We start from the raw sequence: 19,765 nt of genomic DNA on the forward strand, positions 1-19,765 counted from the left end.
ACACTTCTATTATAGAACGTGCGTTCGGAATGTCAAGAGGGAATTTTTGAAAAATAAAATTTTTCAGGCAGCGGGCGGAGGCGTGTTTTCGGTTCGGGAGCAAGAAGAGCGGTAAGCGGACTAGTTGTTAGTCGTTAGAGAAAGACAAGCCCCCTTTTTGTCATTCTGAGGAACAAAGTGACAAAGAATCTCGCCCTTGATCCCGGAAAAGGGCAAAGGACGAGATTCTTCACTTCGTTCAGAATGACAAAAGGAAAGAAAGTGGCTTGCTGCTAAATTATAGTTTAGCACTTACCCTGGCTTTCTGCTATTCGTTAGCCCTGCAAATTCCACTTTAGCGGACTCTTCCTTTGTCCTTAATTGCTCATTGCTAATTGCCCACTGCACTTTGCCCTTTCTAAACCACCCACGACTAGCGCCCTTCCAGCAGCTTTTCCATACAGGCCGTCAGGGTTTTTTCGCTGAGCGCGCCCAGGTAGGCGTCCACTACCATGCCCTCAGTGTCGATAAATACCGTGGCGGGAATGGAATAAGCGCCATAGGCTGTGGCGGCGTCTTGCTTTGTGTCAAAATAGACCGGAAAGGTGTAGCTGTTGTCCGCCATGAATTCCTTTACCACCTCTTCCGTGTCCCGGCCATCGGTCATATTCACCATCAGGAAGGTTATGTCCTCTCCGTAGGACTCGTAAATCTTTTGAAAGGCGGGCAGCTCCGATTTACACGGCCCGCACCAGGTGGCCCAGAAATTGATCACGATGGGTTTTCCGAAAAAGTTGGACAGCGATACGCTTTTTCCCTCGGGATCCAAAACCGTGAAGTCCGGCGCCGGGATCTTTTCGGGAGTGGAGCCTTCTGCGGAAGAGGAAGCCGGGGAGGACGCCTCTGAAGAGGCTCCGCCTGCAAAGCTTTGATCCGCTGTGTATCGCTCCGCCAGGCGGGGATAGAGAAATGCCGCGGCTGCCAGCAGAAGCACCAGCGCCGCCGCCAAAAAAATGGTCGTTTTTTTCTTCATGATACGATCCTTTCTTCTATTGGGGGGTGATCCCGGTTTTCAGTTCTCAGGAAAAAACAGCCAGCAGAGCATTCAGCCAGCCGAAGGCCATGGCAATGCCGATGAGGATCAGAAATCCACCGCACAGCAGGTTGACTACCCGCCCGTGCTTTTTGATAAATTGAAACGCGGTATTCAGCTTTTCCAGTAAAACGGCAGAAAGTAAAAACGGCAAGCCCAGCCCCAGGGAATACACCACCAGCAGCAGGGCACCCTTCGCCGCACCGCCGCTGGTAGAAGCCAACATCAGGGCCGAACCGAGGAAGGCCCCCACGCAGGGGGTAAGGCTTACGGAATAGATCACACCGAACAGAAAGGCGGAAAACACGCTTTTGATCTCCCTGCCGGAGCGCATGCCCTGAAAAAAGGGCAGCGGCAGGATCTCCAAGTAACTCAGTCCAAACAAAATTACGATGCAGCCGCAAACAATATTCACCGCTGTTTGATACTCCTTCAGAAAAGCTCCCAGTGTTCCGGCAAAGAGACCCAGCGCGGAGAAAACGATGGTAAACCCCAGAACAAAGGCCAGGGCACGGGGCAGTGTCCGGCGTTTTTCTCCTGTGCCGCCCGCAAAGTAGGAAAGGTACAGGGGCAATAGGGGCAGCATACAAGGCGATAGAAAGGAGATGACTCCTTCCAGAAAAGTGATAAGATACTGCATAAAAAGCTTCCTTTCGGTGGTTTCCAGAGAGGCTTCTTTCAGTATAAGGGAATATAGCCATATGGGTCAAGCCCTGTAGGCAAAGTTAAAACGTTTTTCTTTACTTTTTGAAGAGACAGTTTTACAATGAGAGAAAAAGGAGGGAAAGCCTGTGGAGATGAGGCCCATTGGCTGGGTGAAAAGCGATTTTCAAAGCAAATTCGGGATCCCCCGGCAAAGCGGACTGGTGGAGGAGCTTCAGGCCCGGGTGTTTTTTTCTCCGGAATACCGGATCAAAGAAGCCTTTCGGGGATTAGAGGGATTTTCTCACATTTGGCTTTTATGGGAATTTTCCCAAAGCGTGCGGGAAAGCTGGTCGCCCACGGTGCGTCCGCCCCGGCTGGGCGGCAATAAGCGCCTGGGCGTGTTTGCCACCCGGTCTCCCTTTCGGCCCAATCCCCTTGGCCTTTCCTGCGTGAAGCTGGAAAAGGTGGAGCTGGAAGGGGCCGAAGGCCCGATCCTGCATATTCGCGGGGCAGATCTGCTGGACGGTACGCCCGTTTTCGACGTGAAGCCCTACCTGCCCTATGCGGACTGCCGCCCCGAAGCGTCTGGCGGTTTCGCGCCGGACACCCCGGAAAACCGGCTTACGGTAGAGCTGCCGCCGGAGCTTGCGGAAAAAGTGCCCGCCGAAAAGCTCCCCGCGCTTTTCGGCGTACTGGCGGGAGATCCACGCCCCTCCTATCAAAACGACCCCCAGCGGGTTTACGGCATGGCCTTTGCCGGGCTGGAAGTGAAATTCCGGGTGGAAAACGCCACACTGTTTGTTTTGGACGTTCAGAAATAGAGAAAATAAGAGAAACCTCACAGGCTTCTGTGTGTTTCATAAAAAATTCTGAGAAAGGTTGTGGGAAAGATGAATTGGAAAAAGCAGGCACGTCAAAAAAAGAGGCGGCCTGCGGCCTGAGAAAAGCCGCGGCCTGCCGGAAGGAGAATTTATGGAACCGATCGTCATTCGAGAGTACGACCCTTCTCTGGAAAAGCTTTGGGTAGACCAATTTGTCCGCTACGCAAGGGAGGATCTGGGAGATACGCTGCCGGAGGAGATCCTGCGGGAAAAAATTGCCCGGGGCGTGATTTTGCGAAACCAGGAAGCCGGCATTTCCTCCATTGCCCTTGTACTGGTGGGGGACGCGGTGGCGGGCTTCGCTTTCTATCAGGTAGATTCCCCGGAGAGCGACTGGTGTAAGCGGCCCGGCTGGGGACTGATCCGGGAGTTCTGTGTGCTGCCGGAATTTCGCCGCCAGGGCTGCGGCACGGCGCTGGCACAGTATGTGGAACAAAAGCTGTTTGAAAAAACAGACCGCTTATATCTTACCGCCCACGACGAAGCCGCGATCTGTTTTTGGACCGCCTGCGGATACCGTGATACGGGAGAGGATTTTACAAACGGCCATCGCCTGATGGAAAAAGAGAAATAGGAATTTCCGAAAGTTCAAAAGATGGGTCACTCTTGGAGTGCCCCATCTTCTATTTTGAGAACAGTTCCCAGAAATTTCGTAGGGGAAATGGAAAAGCGCTCGTAAATATGAAGCAGCGCTTCTGTGGTCACTTCGGAGGAAACGACTCCCTGTTCCACCTGCTTGTAGCACTCCACACTGATCTCCAGGATCTCCGCCATGGATTCCTCGGAAAGCCGATAGTAGCTTCGCAGTGTCGCCACGTTACCACAAAAATTTTTCAAAGCCTGAGATGCTTCTTTGCTTTTCATAAATAGAAAACTGCTCCTTATAGCGAATTTCCTCTATTATACAACCGGCAGGCAGCTTATGGTATGCCGGATTCCCGGTTTTGCAAAAAATTTTCCGTGCGGAAAAAGGGGCATTTTGCAGAACTATGGAGAAGAAAGGAGAGAAAAGGGGCTGCTGTAAAATAATGCGTTCTGCAGCGGCCCCTGATCTCAGACGCTTTTCTTAGATGCTGGACAGTGGCATGCAATGAGGAATTAGCAATGATAGGCGAAAACAAAGAAATAAATGATAGTTTATGGAACAGTTCCCCCTTGTCATCCTGAGGAGCATAGTGACGAAGGATCTCGTCCTTAATTTCTAGGGGAAGGTCAAAGGGCGAGATTCTTCACTTCGTTCAGAATGACAGGTGGAGAGCGAATGGATAACCGCTAAATTCCAATTCATCGAGTTCTCTCCCTGCCCATAAATTTCTCATTGCTCATTACTAATTCTCCGCCGCTCTGCCGCGGTTTCTTACTTTTTGTGTTTTTCGGTTGTACGGGGAATGCTTTTATGCTATACTAAACGTCAGATGCTGAATACTAAAAAAACAGGATTGTTTAGAGTATCTTCCGGGAGGATAGGAGTATGGCAAGCGGCTATTATCAGCCTTGCGCGGAGTTGGACAGGTGCAATGAGCTGATCGAAACATATTTTTTGAAAAAACGGTATCGGGAATGCTTTGAGGGTCATCTTCCCCTGGCGGAACAGGGATATCCTCTGGCGGAATGCCAGGTGGGATATTTTTATTACGAGGGTCTCGGGGTGGAAAAGGATCTCGAAAAAGCCTTCTATTGGACAGAACGCGCGGCAGAGCACGGAGACTGGGACGCTCAGTGCAATCTGGCCGAATTTTATGAAGATGGTATCGGCACGGAGAAAAACCTGGAAAAGGCGAAGGAATGGTACCGAAAGGCCGCAGAGCAGGGCCATGATATGGCGCTGGCGAAGTGTAAAGAGCTGGGAATTACACTGTAATTGCCGGCGGGAAGGCGGAGTGGACAACCTATGGGGGAGCAAAGCTTAAAAACAAGACTCACGGCTTATACAGGGGAATTTATGGCGGCGCTGCTGCTGATCCAGCCCCTTTTGGACGTGCTGTCTTATTTTATGCAGGAGCACGGCTCCACTGTGGTGACTACCGCCCTGCGCACGGCGCTTCTTCTTGTGGTGAGCTTTTACGGCTTTGTCATTTCCAACAGAAAGCAGCTGTATGCCGCCTGTTATGCTTTGATCGGGGGCTTTTGGCTTTTGCATATGCTGAACTGTTTCCGCACAGGCTATCTTCAGCCAGTGGGAGACGCGGCGGAATATTTGAAGCTGGTACAGTTCCCTTTGTGGACGCTTTCTTTCGTCACCTTTTTTCGGGAAAAAGAGGGGCTGGACGCCCGGGCGCTGGGGATCCTCACAGCGAATTTTGCCATCATTCTGCTGGTGATCGGCCTTTCCTACGTGACCGGTTTTCCCGTATACACCTATGATTTCCCGGAGCGTGAGATCCAGATCGGTGTTCTGGGCTGGTTCGGCGTGGCAAATGCCCAAAGCGCGATCCTCAGCCTGCTGGTGCCCGCTGTGCTGCTATGGGGGCTTCGCACGGAAAAGCTGTGGGTGTTCTGCCTGTGCGGCGTATCGGGGTTCGGCCTGCTGTATTTTACCGGGACCCGCCTGACCTTTTACACGGCGGTGCTGGCAGCTTCCGCGTTCCTTGTTTTGATTTTCCTGTGCAGAAGACCCTGGGTGTTCGCTTTGCCCCTTTTGACGGCGCTGATTTTGCTGCTGGCGTTCCGGGGCGCTTCTCCCATGGAGGCGCGGCAGAAGGTTTCCGGCACCTCTTTTTCCGTATATCAGGAAAAGATCGACGCCGTCATGGGAGAGGATAAGGATTTCGTTTACAAAAAGGGTGAGGAAATTCCTCCGGCGGTTTTGGAAAAGATAGAAACAGTGTACCGGGAGATCTACGGAAAGCAGGGCGTTTACAAGGAGGTTCTGCTGGAGGACCTGCTGGATCGGTTTGGGCTGCCGAAGGTTTTGGAGAAATTTGAGTATACGATCAGTGCGAAAACCTTGAACAACAGCCGTATCAGAAAGCTGAAGGCCATGGAGCTGGTGTGGGAGGAGCAGGACTTTCTTACCCACCTTTTGGGCATGGAATACGAAAAAGCCCAGATCGGCGGGCACAATTACGACCCGGAAAACGATTTTCCCGCCTTGCTTTACAATACGGGATATTTGGGCTCTGCTCTCTATCTTTGTTTTGTGCTGGGGCTTCTTTTCTATGGGCTGCGGGAATTTCTGCGCAGGTTCCCTTCTCTGCTCACCCCGGAATTTGCCACCGCCGCTATGATGCTGGTGCTGGCGCTGGGAAGCGCGCAGCTTTCCGGGCAGGTCCTGCGCAAGCCCAATGTTACCGTATATGCTTCTCTGGCGGCTGCCATGCTGTATGTGCAGGCCCGGGAAGCGCCTTCTCAGACCCGATTGCGGCCCGGCTATAAACGGAACCCCGCGGTGTATTTGAAAAAGATAGGATAAACCGGATCGCCCCTGTCTGGAGCTTCTGAGGAAAAACATGCCGGAGTTTCCGGCCAAGGAGCATGGAGAAAAGAGATATGATAAAATCGCTGCGAACTGCCATTGAAAACAAAATGTCCGCCGTGGTGCTGGCGCTGCTTGTGATCCAGCCGGTAATGGACGTGCTCTCTTATTTCCTGGGGGAAATGGGGAGCAACGCCCTTTCTACCGCTTTGCGCTTCCTGTTGCTGGCAGCGGTGGCGTTTCTGGGTTTCTTTGTCAGCAGCAAAAAGAAGATCTACTTTTTATTTTACGGAGCGGTAGCCCTGTTCTGGATCGCCCATATGCTGAACTGCCGCCGGATCGGCTACCAGTCCTTTGTGGCGGATATGGCGAATTTTCTGCGTATTTTGAATTTCCCCATCTTTACCCTTTCCTTCGTCACCTTTTTTCAAAAGGGAAAGGAGATCCAGAAAAGCATTTATCTGGGCTTTGCCGTCAATCTGGGAGAGGTCCTGCTGTTTACGGCCCTTCCCTGGGTTTTGGGCCGCCCGGTTTACACCTACGGCGTTTTGCAGGTTGGGGTGCTGGGCTGGTTCAGCGTTCCCAGCGCTCAGAGTGCCATTATTGTTTTACTGGTTCCCCTGGCGCTTTTATGGGCGTACCGCACCGGGAAATATCCCGTGTTTTTGGGGGTCATGCTTCTCAGCTTTGGCCTGATGTTCGTCACGGGAACAAAGCTCACCTTCTATTCCATTTTCATCATCGCGGGGGCCTTTGGGTTCCTGTTTGCCCTGAATTTGAAAAAGAAATCGCTGAAATATGCTGCTCCTTTACTGCTTCTTCTGGTGCTGGTGTTCCTGTTCCGCCATCACTCGCCCATGGCCCTGCGGGAGCAGATGTCCGCCTATGCCCGGAATAATTACGGCGCTCTGGTGGCGGAAAGCCTGGAAAACAGCGGCGCGGACGCGGAACTGATCCGAACGATCCAGAACGGCTTTGACGCGGCAAATACCTCAGAGGAGAAGCTGGAGCAGATCCGCCGAAGCCTGATCGGCGTGTATACGGATAAAGAGGTGTACGGCGTTTTCCTGAAAAACCTCCACGATCGTTTTGGCGTGTACAATGTGATGGCGGCCTATGGGTACACCACAGAGCCCTCTATTTTGTCGGATTCCCGTATGCGAAAGTCCATTTTTGCCAAGTTGGTGTGGGAGGAAAAGGATTTCGCTACCCGGCTTTTGGGCTTTGAATACAGCGATATGCTGATGGGCGGGGAAATTTACGACCTGGAAAATGATTTCCCGGCAGTGTACTATTTTTGTGGCTATTTGGGCTTTGGCCTGTACCTGCTGTTTTTTGCCTACCTGGCCTTTATTATCCTGAGGGCCTTTTTCCGGGATATCGCTGCCTGTATTGCGGAGCGAAAGGGAAAGCCCGGAAACCCCGTGCTCAAGGGGGCGGGCTCCTTCTGGCAGGGAGTGCAGCGTTTCCTTACTATAGAAATGGGAGCGGTGGGCATGACCTTTTTACTTGCCATTATCGCCGCCCAGATCTCCGGCAATGTACTCCGCCGCCCCAATGTGACGGTGTATTTTGCCGCCGCCTCAGCCTGTGTGTACCATCTTACGGTGGATCTGCGGCGAAAGGAAGAGCCCCACGACCTAATCGGGGGGTTCTAGATACTAGATGCTAGACGCTGGATTGCACCGGAAAACCGAGCAGCGCTCGGTTTTCCGGTGCAATGCTACATGATGGGGAATTAGCAATTAGTAATTAGCAATGAATGGCAAGTCTCCCTCTTTCCGTCATCCTGTTCTTTCTCTGTCATCCTGCTTTTTTCTGTCATCCTGAGCAAAAGCAAAGCAAGCTTTGCTAACGCGAAGGATCTCGTCCTTCAGCTCTTTACTCAGGAATTGAGGTTGAGATATTCACCAAGAAAGCAGGGCGAGCCCCGCTTTTTGCTTAGTAAGACAGCAGAGGCTGCCTTTTTCTCTGACCTTACTAATTGCTCATTCCTAATTTCTAATTTCTTAATTGCCCTCGCGCCTTTTCTAACAACTAACAACTAAAGACCGAGATCCTTCGCTTCGCTCAGGATGACAAAGAGAGGGCCTTTTCTCTTTCTAAACAACTAACGACTAATAACTAACAACTAAAAGCCCAGAGCCTGTAATTCAGTACAGGCTCCGGGCTTTTAGAGAGTATATGAGTGATGAAAAAAGAGTTGTACGCAATTTGGTTTCACTTAGGCTACAAAGAAGCCGTTCTGGAAGGGAGAGAGCCCGCCCTTTACTACAGCATAGTTTGCCATGTAACCGGCGCTGCCGTTTAAGAAGCGATCAAACCGGGAGGGCTGTGCTTTGCGGGTGCTTTTCTCATTACGCTTGTTCAGGGTTTTAGAGGTGTAATTGGTTTTCATAAAGAAAGTCTCCTTTTCGATGAAGTTTTGTTTTTTGAAGTAATTTCCTGTTTAGGCTACAAAGAAGCCGTTCTGGAAGGGAGAGAGCCCACCCTTTACTACAGCGTAGTTTGCCATGTAATCGGCGCTGCCGTTTAAGAAGCGATCAAAACGGGAAGGCTTGTGAGCAGCTTTCTGACTGCCCGTGGTCTTGTGAATAGTTCTGGAGGTGTAAGTGTTGTTTGTGTTTTTCATGAAAACTACTCCTTTGCTGTAAGATACGCCTGTCATACTGTTTGATAGGCGGTTTGCTTTTTGCTATGGCTCTATTATATGCCGTGTTTATAAATTTGTCAAGCGTTTTTATAAAGATTTTTGAAAAAATTTTTGGAAGTTCATAAATCTATAAAATTCCAGGAAATTAGCGGGATTCAGCGAGGCGGATCATATGAAAAGGAGGGCGATAGATAAAAAAATTTAGAAAAAGCTTTAGAAAAAACAAAAAAAGGAAGAGGAAATCACCTCTTCCTTTATAAATATATTTAGAGCCTTGCGTTCTACTGAAACAGAACGCAGGATATGGTGCTTGGGAGCGCTCCTTCCGGAAAATGTGCCTTATTCCGCGTTTAAGTCCTTTACGCTGTCCCGAATCACCAGCTCAGCGGGAAGCTCGTATTTCAGCAGGGTAGAAGAAAAGCCCGACCGCCGCAGCTTACGAAGATCCTGAAGAAGCAGAATGCAGGTGCGGCCCATCAGCTGGCTGGAATTTTTTACGGTAGTCAGCCTGGGAGAAACCATTTTGGAAATGGGGTTATTGTCAAAGCCTGTTACAGAAATGTCTTCCGGTACGCGGTATCCCAGCTGCCGTAAAGCGTTTACGGTACGCATGGCCTGCCGGTCGTTTTCGCATACCAAGGCGGTGGGCAGGTGCTCCGCCTGGGAAAAAGCCTGCACCAGCTTCTGATGATCGTACAGATCGTCGTCTACTCCGGCCCGGAAGAAAAATTCCCGGTGCTCTTCCAGATCCAGCTCGGCAAGAGAGCAGCGAAAGCACTGGCGGCGGTCCTTTTGCCAGCCGAATTCCCAGCCGCTGGAAATATAGCCGATCTCCTTGTGGCCACAGCTTTTCAGATAGCTTACAATATTGTACATGCTTTGGCGGTTATCGACCCGAACACTGTTGACAGGCAGCGCGGGATCGTAAACATCGATGAACACCGCGGGCACTTCTATTTCCTGGATCTCCCGCAAAATCTCTTCGGTGATCCGATGGGTCTGTACCACCGCGCCCACAATGCTCCCGCTGCGCCGGAACAACTCCGCCGGGCTTGTGCCGTTTTGGCACTTCATGTGAAATACCACCAAATTCAAATGATTGTCCCTGGCCTCCGCCTCGGCGCCCTCCAGAATACCGGGGAAAAAGGAAAAATCGTCCTCCTCATCATCGCAGTCCAAATAAGAAAGAAAGGCGATGGATTTGCAGCCGCTTTCGGCAGAAGCGATGGCAGGAGCTTCCCCCTCCCGGCAGGATTCGCACATCATGCTTTCACAGTCCAGCTCCCGTATCTTTTTCAGCAAAGACTGGCGCAGAGAATCGCTGATCCCGGGCTTGTTATTCAGCACCAATGAAATGGTGGCGGGCGATACACCCAGCTTTTTCGCAAGATCCTTGGCTTTCACAGGCAACACCTCAAAAATACGCAAAGACTGTTTTATAAAGTTTATAAACTTATTATATCAGATTCCCCGAAAAATGCAAGAGGCGATTTTGCGCAAGGAAGGGAGAGAGCTTTGCGCAGGCCTCCGCCCGGTAAAAGGGAGGCTTCTCCTCCAGTTCTCCAAGGATCTCCCGAAGCCGCCGGGCGGTTTCCTGATCCGCGATAAAGGGCTGTATCTCCTTTTTGGGCATATCCCGGACGGCGGTCAGAAGGGGAGACACTAAAAAATAGCTGTACCGGCAGAATTCCGGCGCATAGAAGGTGTGCAGGCGGTTGGGATTGATCACCGCCAGCTCGCCGGCCTTGATTGGAATCTTCAGGGTATCCGATACGGCGATCCCGCTGCCCTCCGTGCAGAAAAGCAGCTCCGTGGCCTCGTGCCAGTGCAAAAAAGCGCTTTCTTCATTGTGCTCCAGCACGGCTGAGGAAAAAAAGACGGGAAGCTCGGAATCGTCGTAAACGTCCGCGTCATATTCATAGAAATTCATCAAAGCACCTCCTTGTGCAAAATCGGACAAGCTTTCTGCAAGACTCTTGCTTTACTTCACAGGAATATCCAAGGTAAAATGAAGCCAGAGAGGAGTGAAAAAATATGTTCCAATTTCCAATCGGCGTCTTGCTGGATTCCTTCCGTACCGACCCGGAAACCGCCATGAAGTGAGCCTCCCGGCTGGGGCTGAAGGGAATACAGGTGTATGCCACATGGGGTGAAATGGCCCCCGAAAACATGACTTCCGCTCGCAGAAAGGAATTTCTTTCCATGGCGGATTCCTACGGCCTGAAGATCTCCGCCCTGTGCGGCGACCTGGGGCACGGCTTTTTTAATCCGGAAACGAATCCGGAGGCTATTGAACGCTCCAAAAGAATTTTGGAGCTGGCAAAGGAGCTAGGCTCCAATGCCGGAACAATCCTCTGATTTTTCCGGCTGCATTGCCCGAATGCGGGAACTTTCCCGGGGGAAGGACACCATTACCGGGCATTGGGAGATCGCGGGAATCTTATCGGAGCAGGCTCTTCCCACCTATCCATTGGGCTTTCCGGAAGAATTTTGCCGGGAGTTTTCCCGGCAGATCGGGCGGGGGCTGCTGTGTAACCGGCCCTATTCCGGCACTCAGGTGCTTTGCGATTATGGCGAGCGCCATTTGCAAAGCGGAGACCTGATCCTTTACACCTCCGCAGACAGCGTGTGCCAGCTTGCCGCCTATGAAGAGCTGGTTCCGGTGGAACAGCTTTATGAATACTGCGAGATCGCCAGAAGCATGCTAAAGGTGGGCAGGGTGATCGCCCGTCCCTTCCGCGGGAAAGCCCCCGCGTTTGAGCGCACCTCGGCCCGCCGGGATTTTTCTCTTTCTCCCCCCGGTACGACCATGCTGGACGTTTTGCGGGAAAACGGTCTGGAAACCATTGCCGTTGGAAAAATCGAGGATATTTTTGCCAGGCGCTCTGTCAGCCGGGCCATTCACACAGAAGATAACAGAGACGGCATGGAACGAACTACGGCCGTTGCCCAGGAGGAATTTCAGGGCCTCTGCTTTGTAAACCTGGTGGATTTCGATATGAAATACGGCCACCGCAACGATATCGAGGGCTACGCCCGGGCCCTTTCCGAATTGGACCGGTGGCTGGGAAGCTTTCTTCCTCTTCTGGAACGGGAAGATCTGCTTCTCCTTACCGCCGACCATGGCTGCGACCCCTCCTTTCCCGGCACGGATCACACCCGGGAATACACGCCTATGCTGGCGTGGGGTTCCTCCGTGAAACACAGCAGGAATTTGAGAACCCGCGCGGGCTTTTCAGATATCGGGAAAACGGTTTTAGAGTATTTCGGTTTGCCGAACACGCTGCCCGGAAGCTCTTTCTGGCGGGAGATCAGTCTTTCGTAATTTTGAAAAAAACGTTGACAAATCTTTTGGGGAATACTACAATAAAGGGCGAAAAATGAAAGAAGGGGTGCAAAAGATTGTCTTTGCGGAGCAAAGCCAATCTTCTTGGAGTTTGCGAAGCAAACTCCTCAAAGGAGAATGGTTTTGTCTTTGCGGAGCAAAGCCAATCTTCTTGGAGTTTGCGAAGCAAACTCCTCAAAGGAGAATGGTTTTGTCTTTGCGGAGCAAAGCCGATCTTCCTGGAGTTTGCGAAGCAAACTCCTCAAAGGAGAATGGTTTTGTCTTTGCAATGTGTGGACGATCTTCCCGGAAAGTTGATTTATTTCCTTTCCGGGTGCTGAGAGGAGCTTCGAGCTTAAACCCTTTGCCCGACAGGGCAGGAACCTGATGCGGATAATACCGACGTAGGGAGCATTTCATGATAGGCTGGGCGAGAAGCCCGAACTGGGTTTTGCGTGTCTGCCGCAAAGCGGCTTGTGAATGCGTTCTATGTCATTTGGGAGAAATTCTCAAGTGGCATTTTTTCATTTTTCAACATACTTTGTCCGAAGAAAGGAAAAATGAAAATGAAGCAAAAAACGAAAAATCTGGTGTTGGGCGGCGTTTTGGTTGCTCTGGGAACGGTGTTTTCCTTTATCAAGGTGTTCGAGCTGCCCCAGGGCGGATCCATTACCCTTTGTTCCATGCTGCCGGTGATGCTGTTTGCTTATCTGTGCGGCACAAAATGGGGCTTGGCGGCGGGGCTTACCCACAGCGTTTTGCAGATTTTATTTGGGCTGAACGCCTTAAAGGGTATTACAGCCGGAGCGGTGGTGGGCTCCATTCTGTTGGATTATATCTTGGCCTTTACCGTACTGGGGCTTGCCGGCGTTTTGAGAAACAAAATAAAGCACGATGGCCTTTCGTTTACGTTGGGCTGCCTGATCGCCGGGCTGCTTCGGTATTTATGCTCCTTCCTGTCTGGTTGGATCCTGTGGGGCGAATTCGCCGACGCGAATTTTTCTCCCATGCTGGCAGGCATGAGCGGCAACACCCTGGCCTGTTTCTATTCTCTCGTTTATAACGGCAGCTATATGCTGCCCGAAATTGTCATCACCTGCATTGTCGCATTCGTTATTATGCAGACCGCAGGCCCGCAGCTGAAAAAGCTGGCGGGAGACACGGCGCAAGCATAGCCTTCAAAGCTTGTACGCCTTATTCTGTTGGGAGAAGCGCTCAGAATAAGGCGGCGGGTTTCGGGAAAACTAAGGCTGTAAAACATGGTTTTACAAATCTCATCAAACGAGGTGCCTTAGTATGAACAGATTGGAATGTCAGGTCACGTCCTGCCAGCACTACTGCGATAACCTTTGCTGCCTCCCCGGCATTCAGGTGGACGGCCCCGCCGCTCGGGAAAGCAGCCAGACCTGCTGCGATTCCTATGAGGAGCGCAGACAGGGCTCCGGTCAGAACTCCACCGACCATGTTCCCAGTGTGGACAGCTCCATCGATTGCAGCGCCGAGCACTGCGCCTACAACAAAAATTGTAAGTGCGAAGCGGAATGCGTTTGTGTGGGCTGCTGCTGCGGGGACGTGTGCTCCAAGGGCGGTACCGAATGCTGTACCTTCCAGCCTGAATAAGCAGACGATTCGGGCAAAGCCCTGCTCCCCCTGCGGGAAGCAGGGCTGCTTTTTGCTCTTTTCTCAAAGGGAAACTTGTGTTATACTGACTGCGAAAAAGTTAGAACTTGTACCAATGGAATAAAATGTACAGCTTTCCGGCAGATTTTATCGGGAACTGCGTTTTGTTCCCCGGTAAAGTCCGTTCAAAAATCTGCACGTGTATCCTATCGGTACAAGTTCTAAGAAAGAGAGAAGAGATCACATGATAAAGCTTTTGGCCTTTGATTTGGACGGCACCACCATTACAGAGCACAAATATCTTTCTCCGGGCAACAGGAAAGCGCTGCTGGCGGCGGAGGAGGAGGGTGTTATTCTGGTTCCGGCTACCGGGCGCATGAAAAGTTTTCTGCCGGAGGAGATCACGGCCCTGCCCGGGGTGCGGTACGCTATTACCTCCAACGGCGCAGCGGTTTACGACCTTTTGGAGGATCGGGCGGTGCATGAAAGCCTGATCCCCAACGAAAAGGCCCGTCAGGTTCAGGAAATTTTGGAGGAGTACGATATTTTTATCGAATACTACCAAAACGGCGGCGCCATCACAAAAACAGGCTATCCGGAGATGATGAGAACACATTTTGGACTGCCGGAATCCAAATGGCACTTTGTGAATGGCAAGGGATACTCCTTTACAGATAATTTCAGGGAAATGTTGAAGGAAACCGGACTGTGTCCGGAAAAAATAAACCTTCCCTATTTGAAGGGCGGCCTGCGGGAGGAGCTGTGGGAGCGGCTGGAGGGCCTGGGCGGCCTGCGGCTGACCTCCTCGATCCCCGATAACATAGAGGTAAACGCGGAAAACGCCCACAAGGGCGCGGCGGTGCTGGCCCTGGCGGCTCAGCTGGGCGTTTCCCGGGAAGAGATCCTGACCATCGGGGACAACGGCAACGATGTGACCATGCTGAAAGCCGCCGGCTGTTCCGTGGCGGTGGAAGACGCCTCCCCGGAAGCCCTGGCCGCCGCGAAATACATCACCGCCGCCCATGACCGGGACGGGCTGGCAAAAGCGATCGAAAGGCATATACTGCTCAGAGGTTAACTGCGAGAGAAGAGCCCCCAGGATATGCTTCTCCGAGTTTTGCCACCGCCTGCGGGAGAACGCGCTGGAAAATAAGTGCAAGGGAAAGCGGTAAAACGGTGCGGATCCCCTCTTGTGAAAAAAGGCGTAAAAATCTTTTTCCCCCACTTGACAAGGGGCTGATACCTTTTTATAATATGTTATAACATTATGATATTATGACTTTAGAAAGGCGGAGAGGCAAATGGAATTCTATCCCGGGTTTCCCATTTCAGCAGTGACAGAGCCTATGGGGTTTCATTATGGGGAAGGGGCCTATGGGCCGGAGCCTGAGCTGCGGAGGCTGGACGCCATCAGAGCTTCTCTTTTGGAGCCTCGGTGCCAGGGGCCGGAGAACGTGTACTGCATTGCTATGGACGTGGGGCTTTCCGAGGACCGCTCCGATCTGCTTGCCCGAAATCTGCTGTACGGGGCGGTGACCTACGCCAAGGGCAGCCTCGGCAGAGAGCCCGTCCGGTCTCAGGGCCATATTCATGCCGTTTCCCCCTCCTGTGGGGCCTCCACCTGCGAGGTGTATGAGATCTGGGACGGTGAGGCCTGCATTTACATGCAGGAAAGCGGCGGGGACGATGCGGGGAACTGCTATGCCGTGACCGGAAGGCCGGGAGATGTGATCATCGTTCCGCCGGACTGGGTGCACGCCACCGTAAACCTGGACCCCAAAAGGAGCATGACCTTCGGCGCCTGGTGCGTGCGGGATTACGGCTTTGTCTACGATGAGGTGCGCCGCCACGGCGGGATCGCTTATTTCCCGCTGCTGTCAGAGCGGGACGGCATTGTCTGGGAGCCCAACCAAAGCTATTCCAGCGCCCGCCTGACCGTAAAGCCCGCCCGAGCCTATGAGGACTTTGGCCTGCGCCCTGGCGTGCCGATCTATCAGCAATACCGGGATGACCCGGCGCTTTTTGAGTTTGTCACCCAGCCCCGGAAATTTTCACAGCTTTGGGAGAACTACAGGCCGTAAGGGCAGATTTGAATTTGGAATGAGGAATTAAGGGCAAGAGCTTAGTTCGACAAATTGGAATTTAGCGAACTAACAAATAGCAGAAACTCCTTGCCTTTCTCGCCTGTCAGCTCGGTTGCTGTGCCCCGGTGGGGCACGCCCAGCAACGACCGAGTTGACAAACGAGAACGGGTCAGAACGGTTGCTGTGCCCCACCGGGGCACAGCAACCCTTTCAGGGGAGCCAAGGGTATGCGCTAAACTATAATTTACCGAACGTTGCTTGCAACGCTTGTGCTCCTGCTCTTAATTCCTCATTGCTCATTGTATCTGCCACCCTTGCCCTTTTCTAAAAAACAACTAAATTTTGAAAGGAAGCGAATGGGCTTTATGAATTACTGCAAAAATCCCGTTTATCACAGCAAAACGGAAACCACTCAGGCCTGGGCCGGGTATCCGGCCATTCTGGAGGCTTTGTCCCGGAAGGTGACCGTGTGTTTGGAGGAAAAGGGCTCCTGCCTTTTGGCGGTGGACACCTACCCCGGAGTGGACGAGGCGGAGCTTTTGGAGGCCCTTTCCACTCTTCAGCCCGCGCTGTTTCTGGATATGAGGGAGGCCCTTTGCCCGAAGGAGGAGTTTGCGAAACGGATCGCGCCGTTTTTGACGGACGACCGGGTGTTTGGGCGTATGTATTTCGGCACGCTGCGGGATTTTCAGGTGGAGGAAAAGCTGGAGGCCCTAAGGCGGCAGGCGAAGGAGGCCTCCGGCCTGGTGCTCGTATTCGGCTTTGGCGCAGGGTCTCTTTTGGAGCCGGATCTGCTCCTGTATGCAGATGTTTCCCGCTGGGAGCTTCAGCTGCGGTACCGCCGGGGCATGACCAACTACTATACGGATAATCCCAAAGAGGATAACCTGAAAAAGAACAAACAGGGCTATTTCTTTGAATGGAGGATCGGCGATAAGCAGAAGCGCCAGGTATTTGACCGCTTTGATTTTTATCTCGATACAAACAAAAAGGGCGAGCCCGCCATGGCGGCGGGGGACTGCTATCGACGAGCCCTTGCGGAGATCACCCAAAGGCCCTTCCGCACCGTGCCGTATTTTGACCCCGGCGTGTGGGGCGGCCAGTGGATGAAGAAGGTCTGCGGATTGGATCCGGAGGAAAAAAACTATGCCTGGTCCTTTGACGGCGTGCCGGAGGAAAACAGCCTGTATCTGGAAATTGGCGGCGTTTTGCTGGAAACCCCTGCCATGAACCTGGTGCTGTACCGCCCGGTAGAGCTTCTGGGGCCTCAGGTATACGCCCGGTTCGGCGCGGAATTCCCCATCCGCTTTGATTTTCTCGATACCATGGGCGGGCAGAACCTGAGCTTGCAGGTACACCCGCTGACCGATTACATTCACAACCAGTTCGGCATGAACTATACCCAGGACGAAAGTTACTATATTCTGGACGCGGAGGAGGGGGCCGAGGTCTATCTGGGTCTGAAGGAGGGTATTTGCCCCCGGGAAATGATAAACGACCTGAAAATTGCCCAAACCGGGGAAAAGCCCTTTGACGCCGGCCGATACATCAACCGGTTCCCCGCCAAAAAGCACGACCATTTTTTGATTCCCGCCGGAACGGTGCATTGCTCCGGAAGTGGCTGCATGGTGCTGGAAATCAGCGCCACCCCCTACATTTTCACCATGAAGCTGTGGGATTGGGGCCGCCTGGGGCTGGACGGCAGGCCCCGCCCCATTCATATCGAGCACGGGGAAAAGGTGATCCAGTGGGACAGACAGACCCGGTGGGTGGAGGAAAACCTGGTCAGCCCCACCTATACCATACGGGAAACAGAGGATTATAAGGAAGAGCACACCGGGCTGCACGAGCTGGAGTTCATTGAGACCCGGCGGTATGAGATCAAAACCGCCTGTCCCTTAGATACCTGCAATAACGTGAATATGCTGAACCTCGTGGAGGGTGAGGCCGCTGTGATTGAAAGCCCCGTGGGCGCCTTTGAGCCCTTTGAAATACACTATGCGGAAACCTTTATCCTTCCGGCGGCGGCAGGGAAATATACTATTCGTCCCATAGAGGGACAGCCGGTGAAGGTGATCCGCGCCTATGTGAGAACGCCGAAGGGAGACTGAGAATGAAAAGCCTGGATTACGGAAAGGGCGCGCCGCCCTTATACATGCAGATCTATCAGGATCTGAAGGAAAAGATCGCAGGAAAGGAATACGAATACGGGCAAACGCTTCCCACAGAGGCGGAGCTGCAGGAGCATTACGGCGTAAGCCGCATTACGATCCGGCAGGCTTTTTCCTCTCTGGAGCAGGAGGGGCTGGTGGTGCGCACCCGGGGAAAGGGAACCATTGTGGCCCGGCAGCAGGTCATTGAAGAGCTGTTGACCAGCATCAAAAGCTTTACCGAGGAAATGCGGGAGCGCAATATGGCGCCGGGAACGAAATTTGCCCAGTGCAGTCAGACAGAGGCCGACGAAGAGCTGGCAGAGCTCTTTTCCTGTAAAGTGGGAGACCCTTTGTATCATATCCGCCGGGTCAGGACCGCCAACGACCGGGTGATCGTTCTCTTTGACACCTACCTTTCCGGCAAAGCGGAGCTGCCGCTGGAGGACAGCCGGTATTACGGCTCTCTGTATCAGCTGCTGGAGGATTGCGGTATGCACCTGCCGGTGGGGATCGAGGAGCGGTTCGAGGCCATTGTGGCGGACGAAGAGCTGGCGGCCGCCTTAGCGCTGAAGCCGGGAGCCCCTATCATGCGGCGTACCAGGATCGCCTTTGATAATGATCTGAACGTACAGGAATACACTCGCTCCTTTTACGACGCTTCCCGGTATGCCTACGTGGTTTACGCAGGCGTTACGGATAAACCGGGGGGAGCGGCCGATCAATAGCTCTTGCGAAACGACCCGGCCCTGCCGGGAATTTATAGCCACACACCAACTCTTTGGAGGAGAAATCTATGAGTTTGCAATTTGACAAAGCTACAAAGGAACTGTTCCGGATCGAAAAGCCCTTCGCCATTACCATGTGGGAATTTTCCTGGATCGAGCGGCGATGGCCCGGCGCAGGGTATGAGGACTGGGATCAGGCTTTAACAGAGCTGACCGACCGGGGCTATGACGCCGTGCGTATTGACGCGTTCCCCCATCTGATGGCCTGGGACGCCCACAGGGAGTGGACGCTGAAGCCCGTATGGAATTTGCAGACCTGGGGAAGCCAGTCTGTAAATAAGATCACCCTGCACGATGATTTTCGGGATTTTCTGAAAGCCTGCCGCCGCCACAAGGTACGGGTAGGGCTTTCCACCTGGTTCCGGGAGGATCTGGACAACACCAGAATGAGCATTCTCACGCCGAAGGACCATGCCGATATCTGGATCAAGACCCTGGATTATATCAAAGCGTGGGGTGAGCTGGACAATATTCTCTATGTGGATCTCTGCAACGAATGGCCCCTGAGCGCCTGGGCCCCCTTCTTTACAAAATATTGCGGCGACCGGCCGGGGCGCTCCACGGAGGCCCTTGCCATTGAGTGGATGCGGGGAGCCACCGCGGAGCTCAGAAAGGCGTATCCTGGGATCCCCCTGACCTTCTCCTCCTGCGGGCACATTACCGATCTCGATCTGGATGTAAGCTGTCTTGATTTCCTTGAGCCTCATATCTGGATGGCCCAGGCCAGCGAGTTTTATGAGAAGGTGGGGTATGATTACGGCCGGTTTGACGATACCGGCTATACCAATCTTGCCCTAAACGGAGAGCGGATCTATCGGGAGTCCAAGGAGCACTACGACCGCTGCCTGGTGGAGGAGATAGAGCGCGCGGCGGAGTGGTCCCGGCGTTCCGGCAAGCCGCTGGTCACCACGGAATGCTGGTCTATCGTGGACTATAAGGATTGGCCTCTGCTGAACTGGAACTGGATATTGGATCTGAATGAGCTGGGAGTAAAAACCGCCGCCGCCACAGGACGCTGGGCCGGTATGGGCACCAGCAATTTCTGCGGCCCGCAGTTTGTAGGCATGTGGCGGGAAAAGGATTGGCACAGCGAGTTGACCGGCGTGATCCGCAATTCTGAATGGAAGTAAGA

The 19,765-nt window shown here is 52.9% G+C and carries 22 protein-coding genes; 15 read left to right on the top strand and 7 right to left on the bottom strand.

The window, feature by feature from the left end; genetic code table 11:
* Positions 1 to 412: 412 nt before the first annotated feature.
* Both U8T64_RS09210 and U8T64_RS09215 read right to left on the bottom strand, forming a co-directional pair.
* Positions 413 to 1,012, bottom strand: a complete 600-nt coding sequence (locus U8T64_RS09210) for a TlpA family protein disulfide reductase (protein WP_322183078.1) — start codon at positions 1,010 to 1,012, stop codon at positions 413 to 415.
* Positions 1,013 to 1,058: 46 nt separating this feature from the next.
* Entirely contained in the window at positions 1,059 to 1,712 is a 654-nt protein-coding gene (locus U8T64_RS09215; RefSeq protein ID WP_322183080.1) for a cytochrome c biogenesis CcdA family protein, read from the bottom strand.
* A 157-nt stretch (positions 1,713 to 1,869) separates the two neighbouring features.
* Here U8T64_RS09215 and tsaA point away from each other — a divergent pair, with 157 nt between their 5' ends.
* Together tsaA and U8T64_RS09225 are read left to right on the top strand one after the other, a co-directional pair.
* Positions 1,870 to 2,538, top strand: coding sequence for a tRNA (N6-threonylcarbamoyladenosine(37)-N6)-methyltransferase TrmO (tsaA, locus tag U8T64_RS09220; protein WP_322183177.1), 669 nt, complete (start codon positions 1,870 to 1,872; stop codon positions 2,536 to 2,538).
* A gap of 151 nt (positions 2,539 to 2,689) precedes the next feature.
* Positions 2,690 to 3,172 (top strand): GNAT family N-acetyltransferase, encoded by a 483-nt coding sequence (locus U8T64_RS09225; protein WP_322183082.1) that lies wholly within the window; start codon positions 2,690 to 2,692, stop codon positions 3,170 to 3,172.
* Between the two features lie 26 nt (positions 3,173 to 3,198).
* Here the strand turns inward: U8T64_RS09225 and U8T64_RS09230 are convergent, their stop codons facing one another.
* Positions 3,199 to 3,462 (bottom strand): hypothetical protein, encoded by a 264-nt coding sequence (locus U8T64_RS09230; protein WP_322183084.1) that lies wholly within the window; start codon positions 3,460 to 3,462, stop codon positions 3,199 to 3,201.
* Positions 3,463 to 4,069: 607 nt separating this feature from the next.
* Between U8T64_RS09230 and U8T64_RS09235 the strand changes: the two genes are divergently transcribed.
* From U8T64_RS09235 to U8T64_RS09245, 3 genes are all read left to right on the top strand, one after another.
* Entirely contained in the window at positions 4,070 to 4,459 is a 390-nt protein-coding gene (locus U8T64_RS09235) for a tetratricopeptide repeat protein (protein WP_322183086.1), read from the top strand.
* 30 nt (positions 4,460 to 4,489) lie between these two features.
* On the top strand, positions 4,490 to 6,010 hold the full coding sequence (locus tag U8T64_RS09240; RefSeq protein ID WP_322183087.1) for an O-antigen ligase family protein: 1,521 nt from the start codon (positions 4,490 to 4,492) through the stop codon (positions 6,008 to 6,010).
* Positions 6,011 to 6,087: 77 nt separating this feature from the next.
* The gene (locus U8T64_RS09245; protein WP_322183089.1) at positions 6,088 to 7,671 is read left to right on the top strand and encodes an O-antigen ligase family protein; all 1,584 of its coding nucleotides are present in this window, start codon (positions 6,088 to 6,090) and stop codon (positions 7,669 to 7,671) included.
* Between the two features lie 566 nt (positions 7,672 to 8,237).
* Here U8T64_RS09245 and U8T64_RS09250 read toward each other — a convergent pair.
* The 4 genes from U8T64_RS09250 to U8T64_RS09265 all read right to left on the bottom strand — a co-directional run bounded on the left by U8T64_RS09250 (position 8,238) and on the right by U8T64_RS09265 (position 10,596).
* Positions 8,238 to 8,411, bottom strand: a complete 174-nt coding sequence (locus U8T64_RS09250; protein WP_322183091.1) for a hypothetical protein — start codon at positions 8,409 to 8,411, stop codon at positions 8,238 to 8,240.
* A gap of 51 nt (positions 8,412 to 8,462) precedes the next feature.
* A complete protein-coding gene (locus tag U8T64_RS09255; RefSeq protein WP_322183092.1) occupies positions 8,463 to 8,645 on the bottom strand; it encodes a hypothetical protein in 183 nt (60 codons plus the stop codon).
* Positions 8,646 to 9,005: 360 nt separating this feature from the next.
* A complete protein-coding gene (locus U8T64_RS09260; protein ID WP_322183094.1) occupies positions 9,006 to 10,070 on the bottom strand; it encodes a LacI family DNA-binding transcriptional regulator in 1,065 nt (354 codons plus the stop codon).
* A 52-nt stretch (positions 10,071 to 10,122) separates the two neighbouring features.
* A complete protein-coding gene (locus U8T64_RS09265; protein ID WP_322183096.1) occupies positions 10,123 to 10,596 on the bottom strand; it encodes an AraC family ligand binding domain-containing protein in 474 nt (157 codons plus the stop codon).
* Between the two features lie 182 nt (positions 10,597 to 10,778).
* On the opposite strand from U8T64_RS09265, the gene U8T64_RS09270 reads away from it, so the two are divergent.
* The 10 genes from U8T64_RS09270 to U8T64_RS09315 all read left to right on the top strand — a co-directional run bounded on the left by U8T64_RS09270 (position 10,779) and on the right by U8T64_RS09315 (position 19,763).
* Positions 10,779 to 11,024, top strand: coding sequence for a hypothetical protein (locus U8T64_RS09270; protein ID WP_322183178.1), 246 nt, complete (start codon positions 10,779 to 10,781; stop codon positions 11,022 to 11,024).
* Entirely contained in the window at positions 11,005 to 11,991 is a 987-nt protein-coding gene (locus tag U8T64_RS09275) for a phosphopentomutase (protein WP_322183098.1), read from the top strand. The genes U8T64_RS09270 and U8T64_RS09275 overlap by 20 nt, the downstream gene beginning before the upstream one ends.
* Positions 11,992 to 12,046: 55 nt before the next feature.
* Entirely contained in the window at positions 12,047 to 12,379 is a 333-nt protein-coding gene (locus U8T64_RS09280) for a hypothetical protein (protein ID WP_322183100.1), read from the top strand.
* Between the two features lie 178 nt (positions 12,380 to 12,557).
* A complete protein-coding gene (locus U8T64_RS09285; protein ID WP_322183101.1) occupies positions 12,558 to 13,166 on the top strand; it encodes an energy-coupled thiamine transporter ThiT in 609 nt (202 codons plus the stop codon).
* A 121-nt stretch (positions 13,167 to 13,287) separates the two neighbouring features.
* Positions 13,288 to 13,611, top strand: coding sequence for a DUF1540 domain-containing protein (locus U8T64_RS09290; RefSeq protein ID WP_322183103.1), 324 nt, complete (start codon positions 13,288 to 13,290; stop codon positions 13,609 to 13,611).
* Positions 13,612 to 13,855: 244 nt separating this feature from the next.
* A complete protein-coding gene (locus U8T64_RS09295) occupies positions 13,856 to 14,689 on the top strand; it encodes an HAD family hydrolase (protein ID WP_322183105.1) in 834 nt (277 codons plus the stop codon).
* A 223-nt stretch (positions 14,690 to 14,912) separates the two neighbouring features.
* On the top strand, positions 14,913 to 15,692 hold the full coding sequence (locus U8T64_RS09300) for a glucose-6-phosphate isomerase family protein (protein ID WP_322183107.1): 780 nt from the start codon (positions 14,913 to 14,915) through the stop codon (positions 15,690 to 15,692).
* A gap of 359 nt (positions 15,693 to 16,051) precedes the next feature.
* A complete protein-coding gene (locus U8T64_RS09305; protein ID WP_322183109.1) occupies positions 16,052 to 17,806 on the top strand; it encodes a class I mannose-6-phosphate isomerase in 1,755 nt (584 codons plus the stop codon).
* Positions 17,807 to 17,808: 2 nt separating this feature from the next.
* Positions 17,809 to 18,573: a GntR family transcriptional regulator gene (locus tag U8T64_RS09310; protein WP_322183111.1), complete on the top strand. Its 765-nt coding sequence runs from the start codon at positions 17,809 to 17,811 to the stop codon at positions 18,571 to 18,573.
* A 68-nt stretch (positions 18,574 to 18,641) separates the two neighbouring features.
* Positions 18,642 to 19,763 (top strand): cellulase-like family protein, encoded by a 1,122-nt coding sequence (locus U8T64_RS09315; RefSeq protein ID WP_322183113.1) that lies wholly within the window; start codon positions 18,642 to 18,644, stop codon positions 19,761 to 19,763.
* Positions 19,764 to 19,765: the final 2 nt, after the last annotated feature.

The organism is Neglectibacter caecimuris (genome assembly GCF_034335015.1).
In the GTDB taxonomy this organism is placed as follows: Bacteria; Bacillota; Clostridia; order Oscillospirales; family Acutalibacteraceae; genus Acutalibacter; species Acutalibacter caecimuris_A.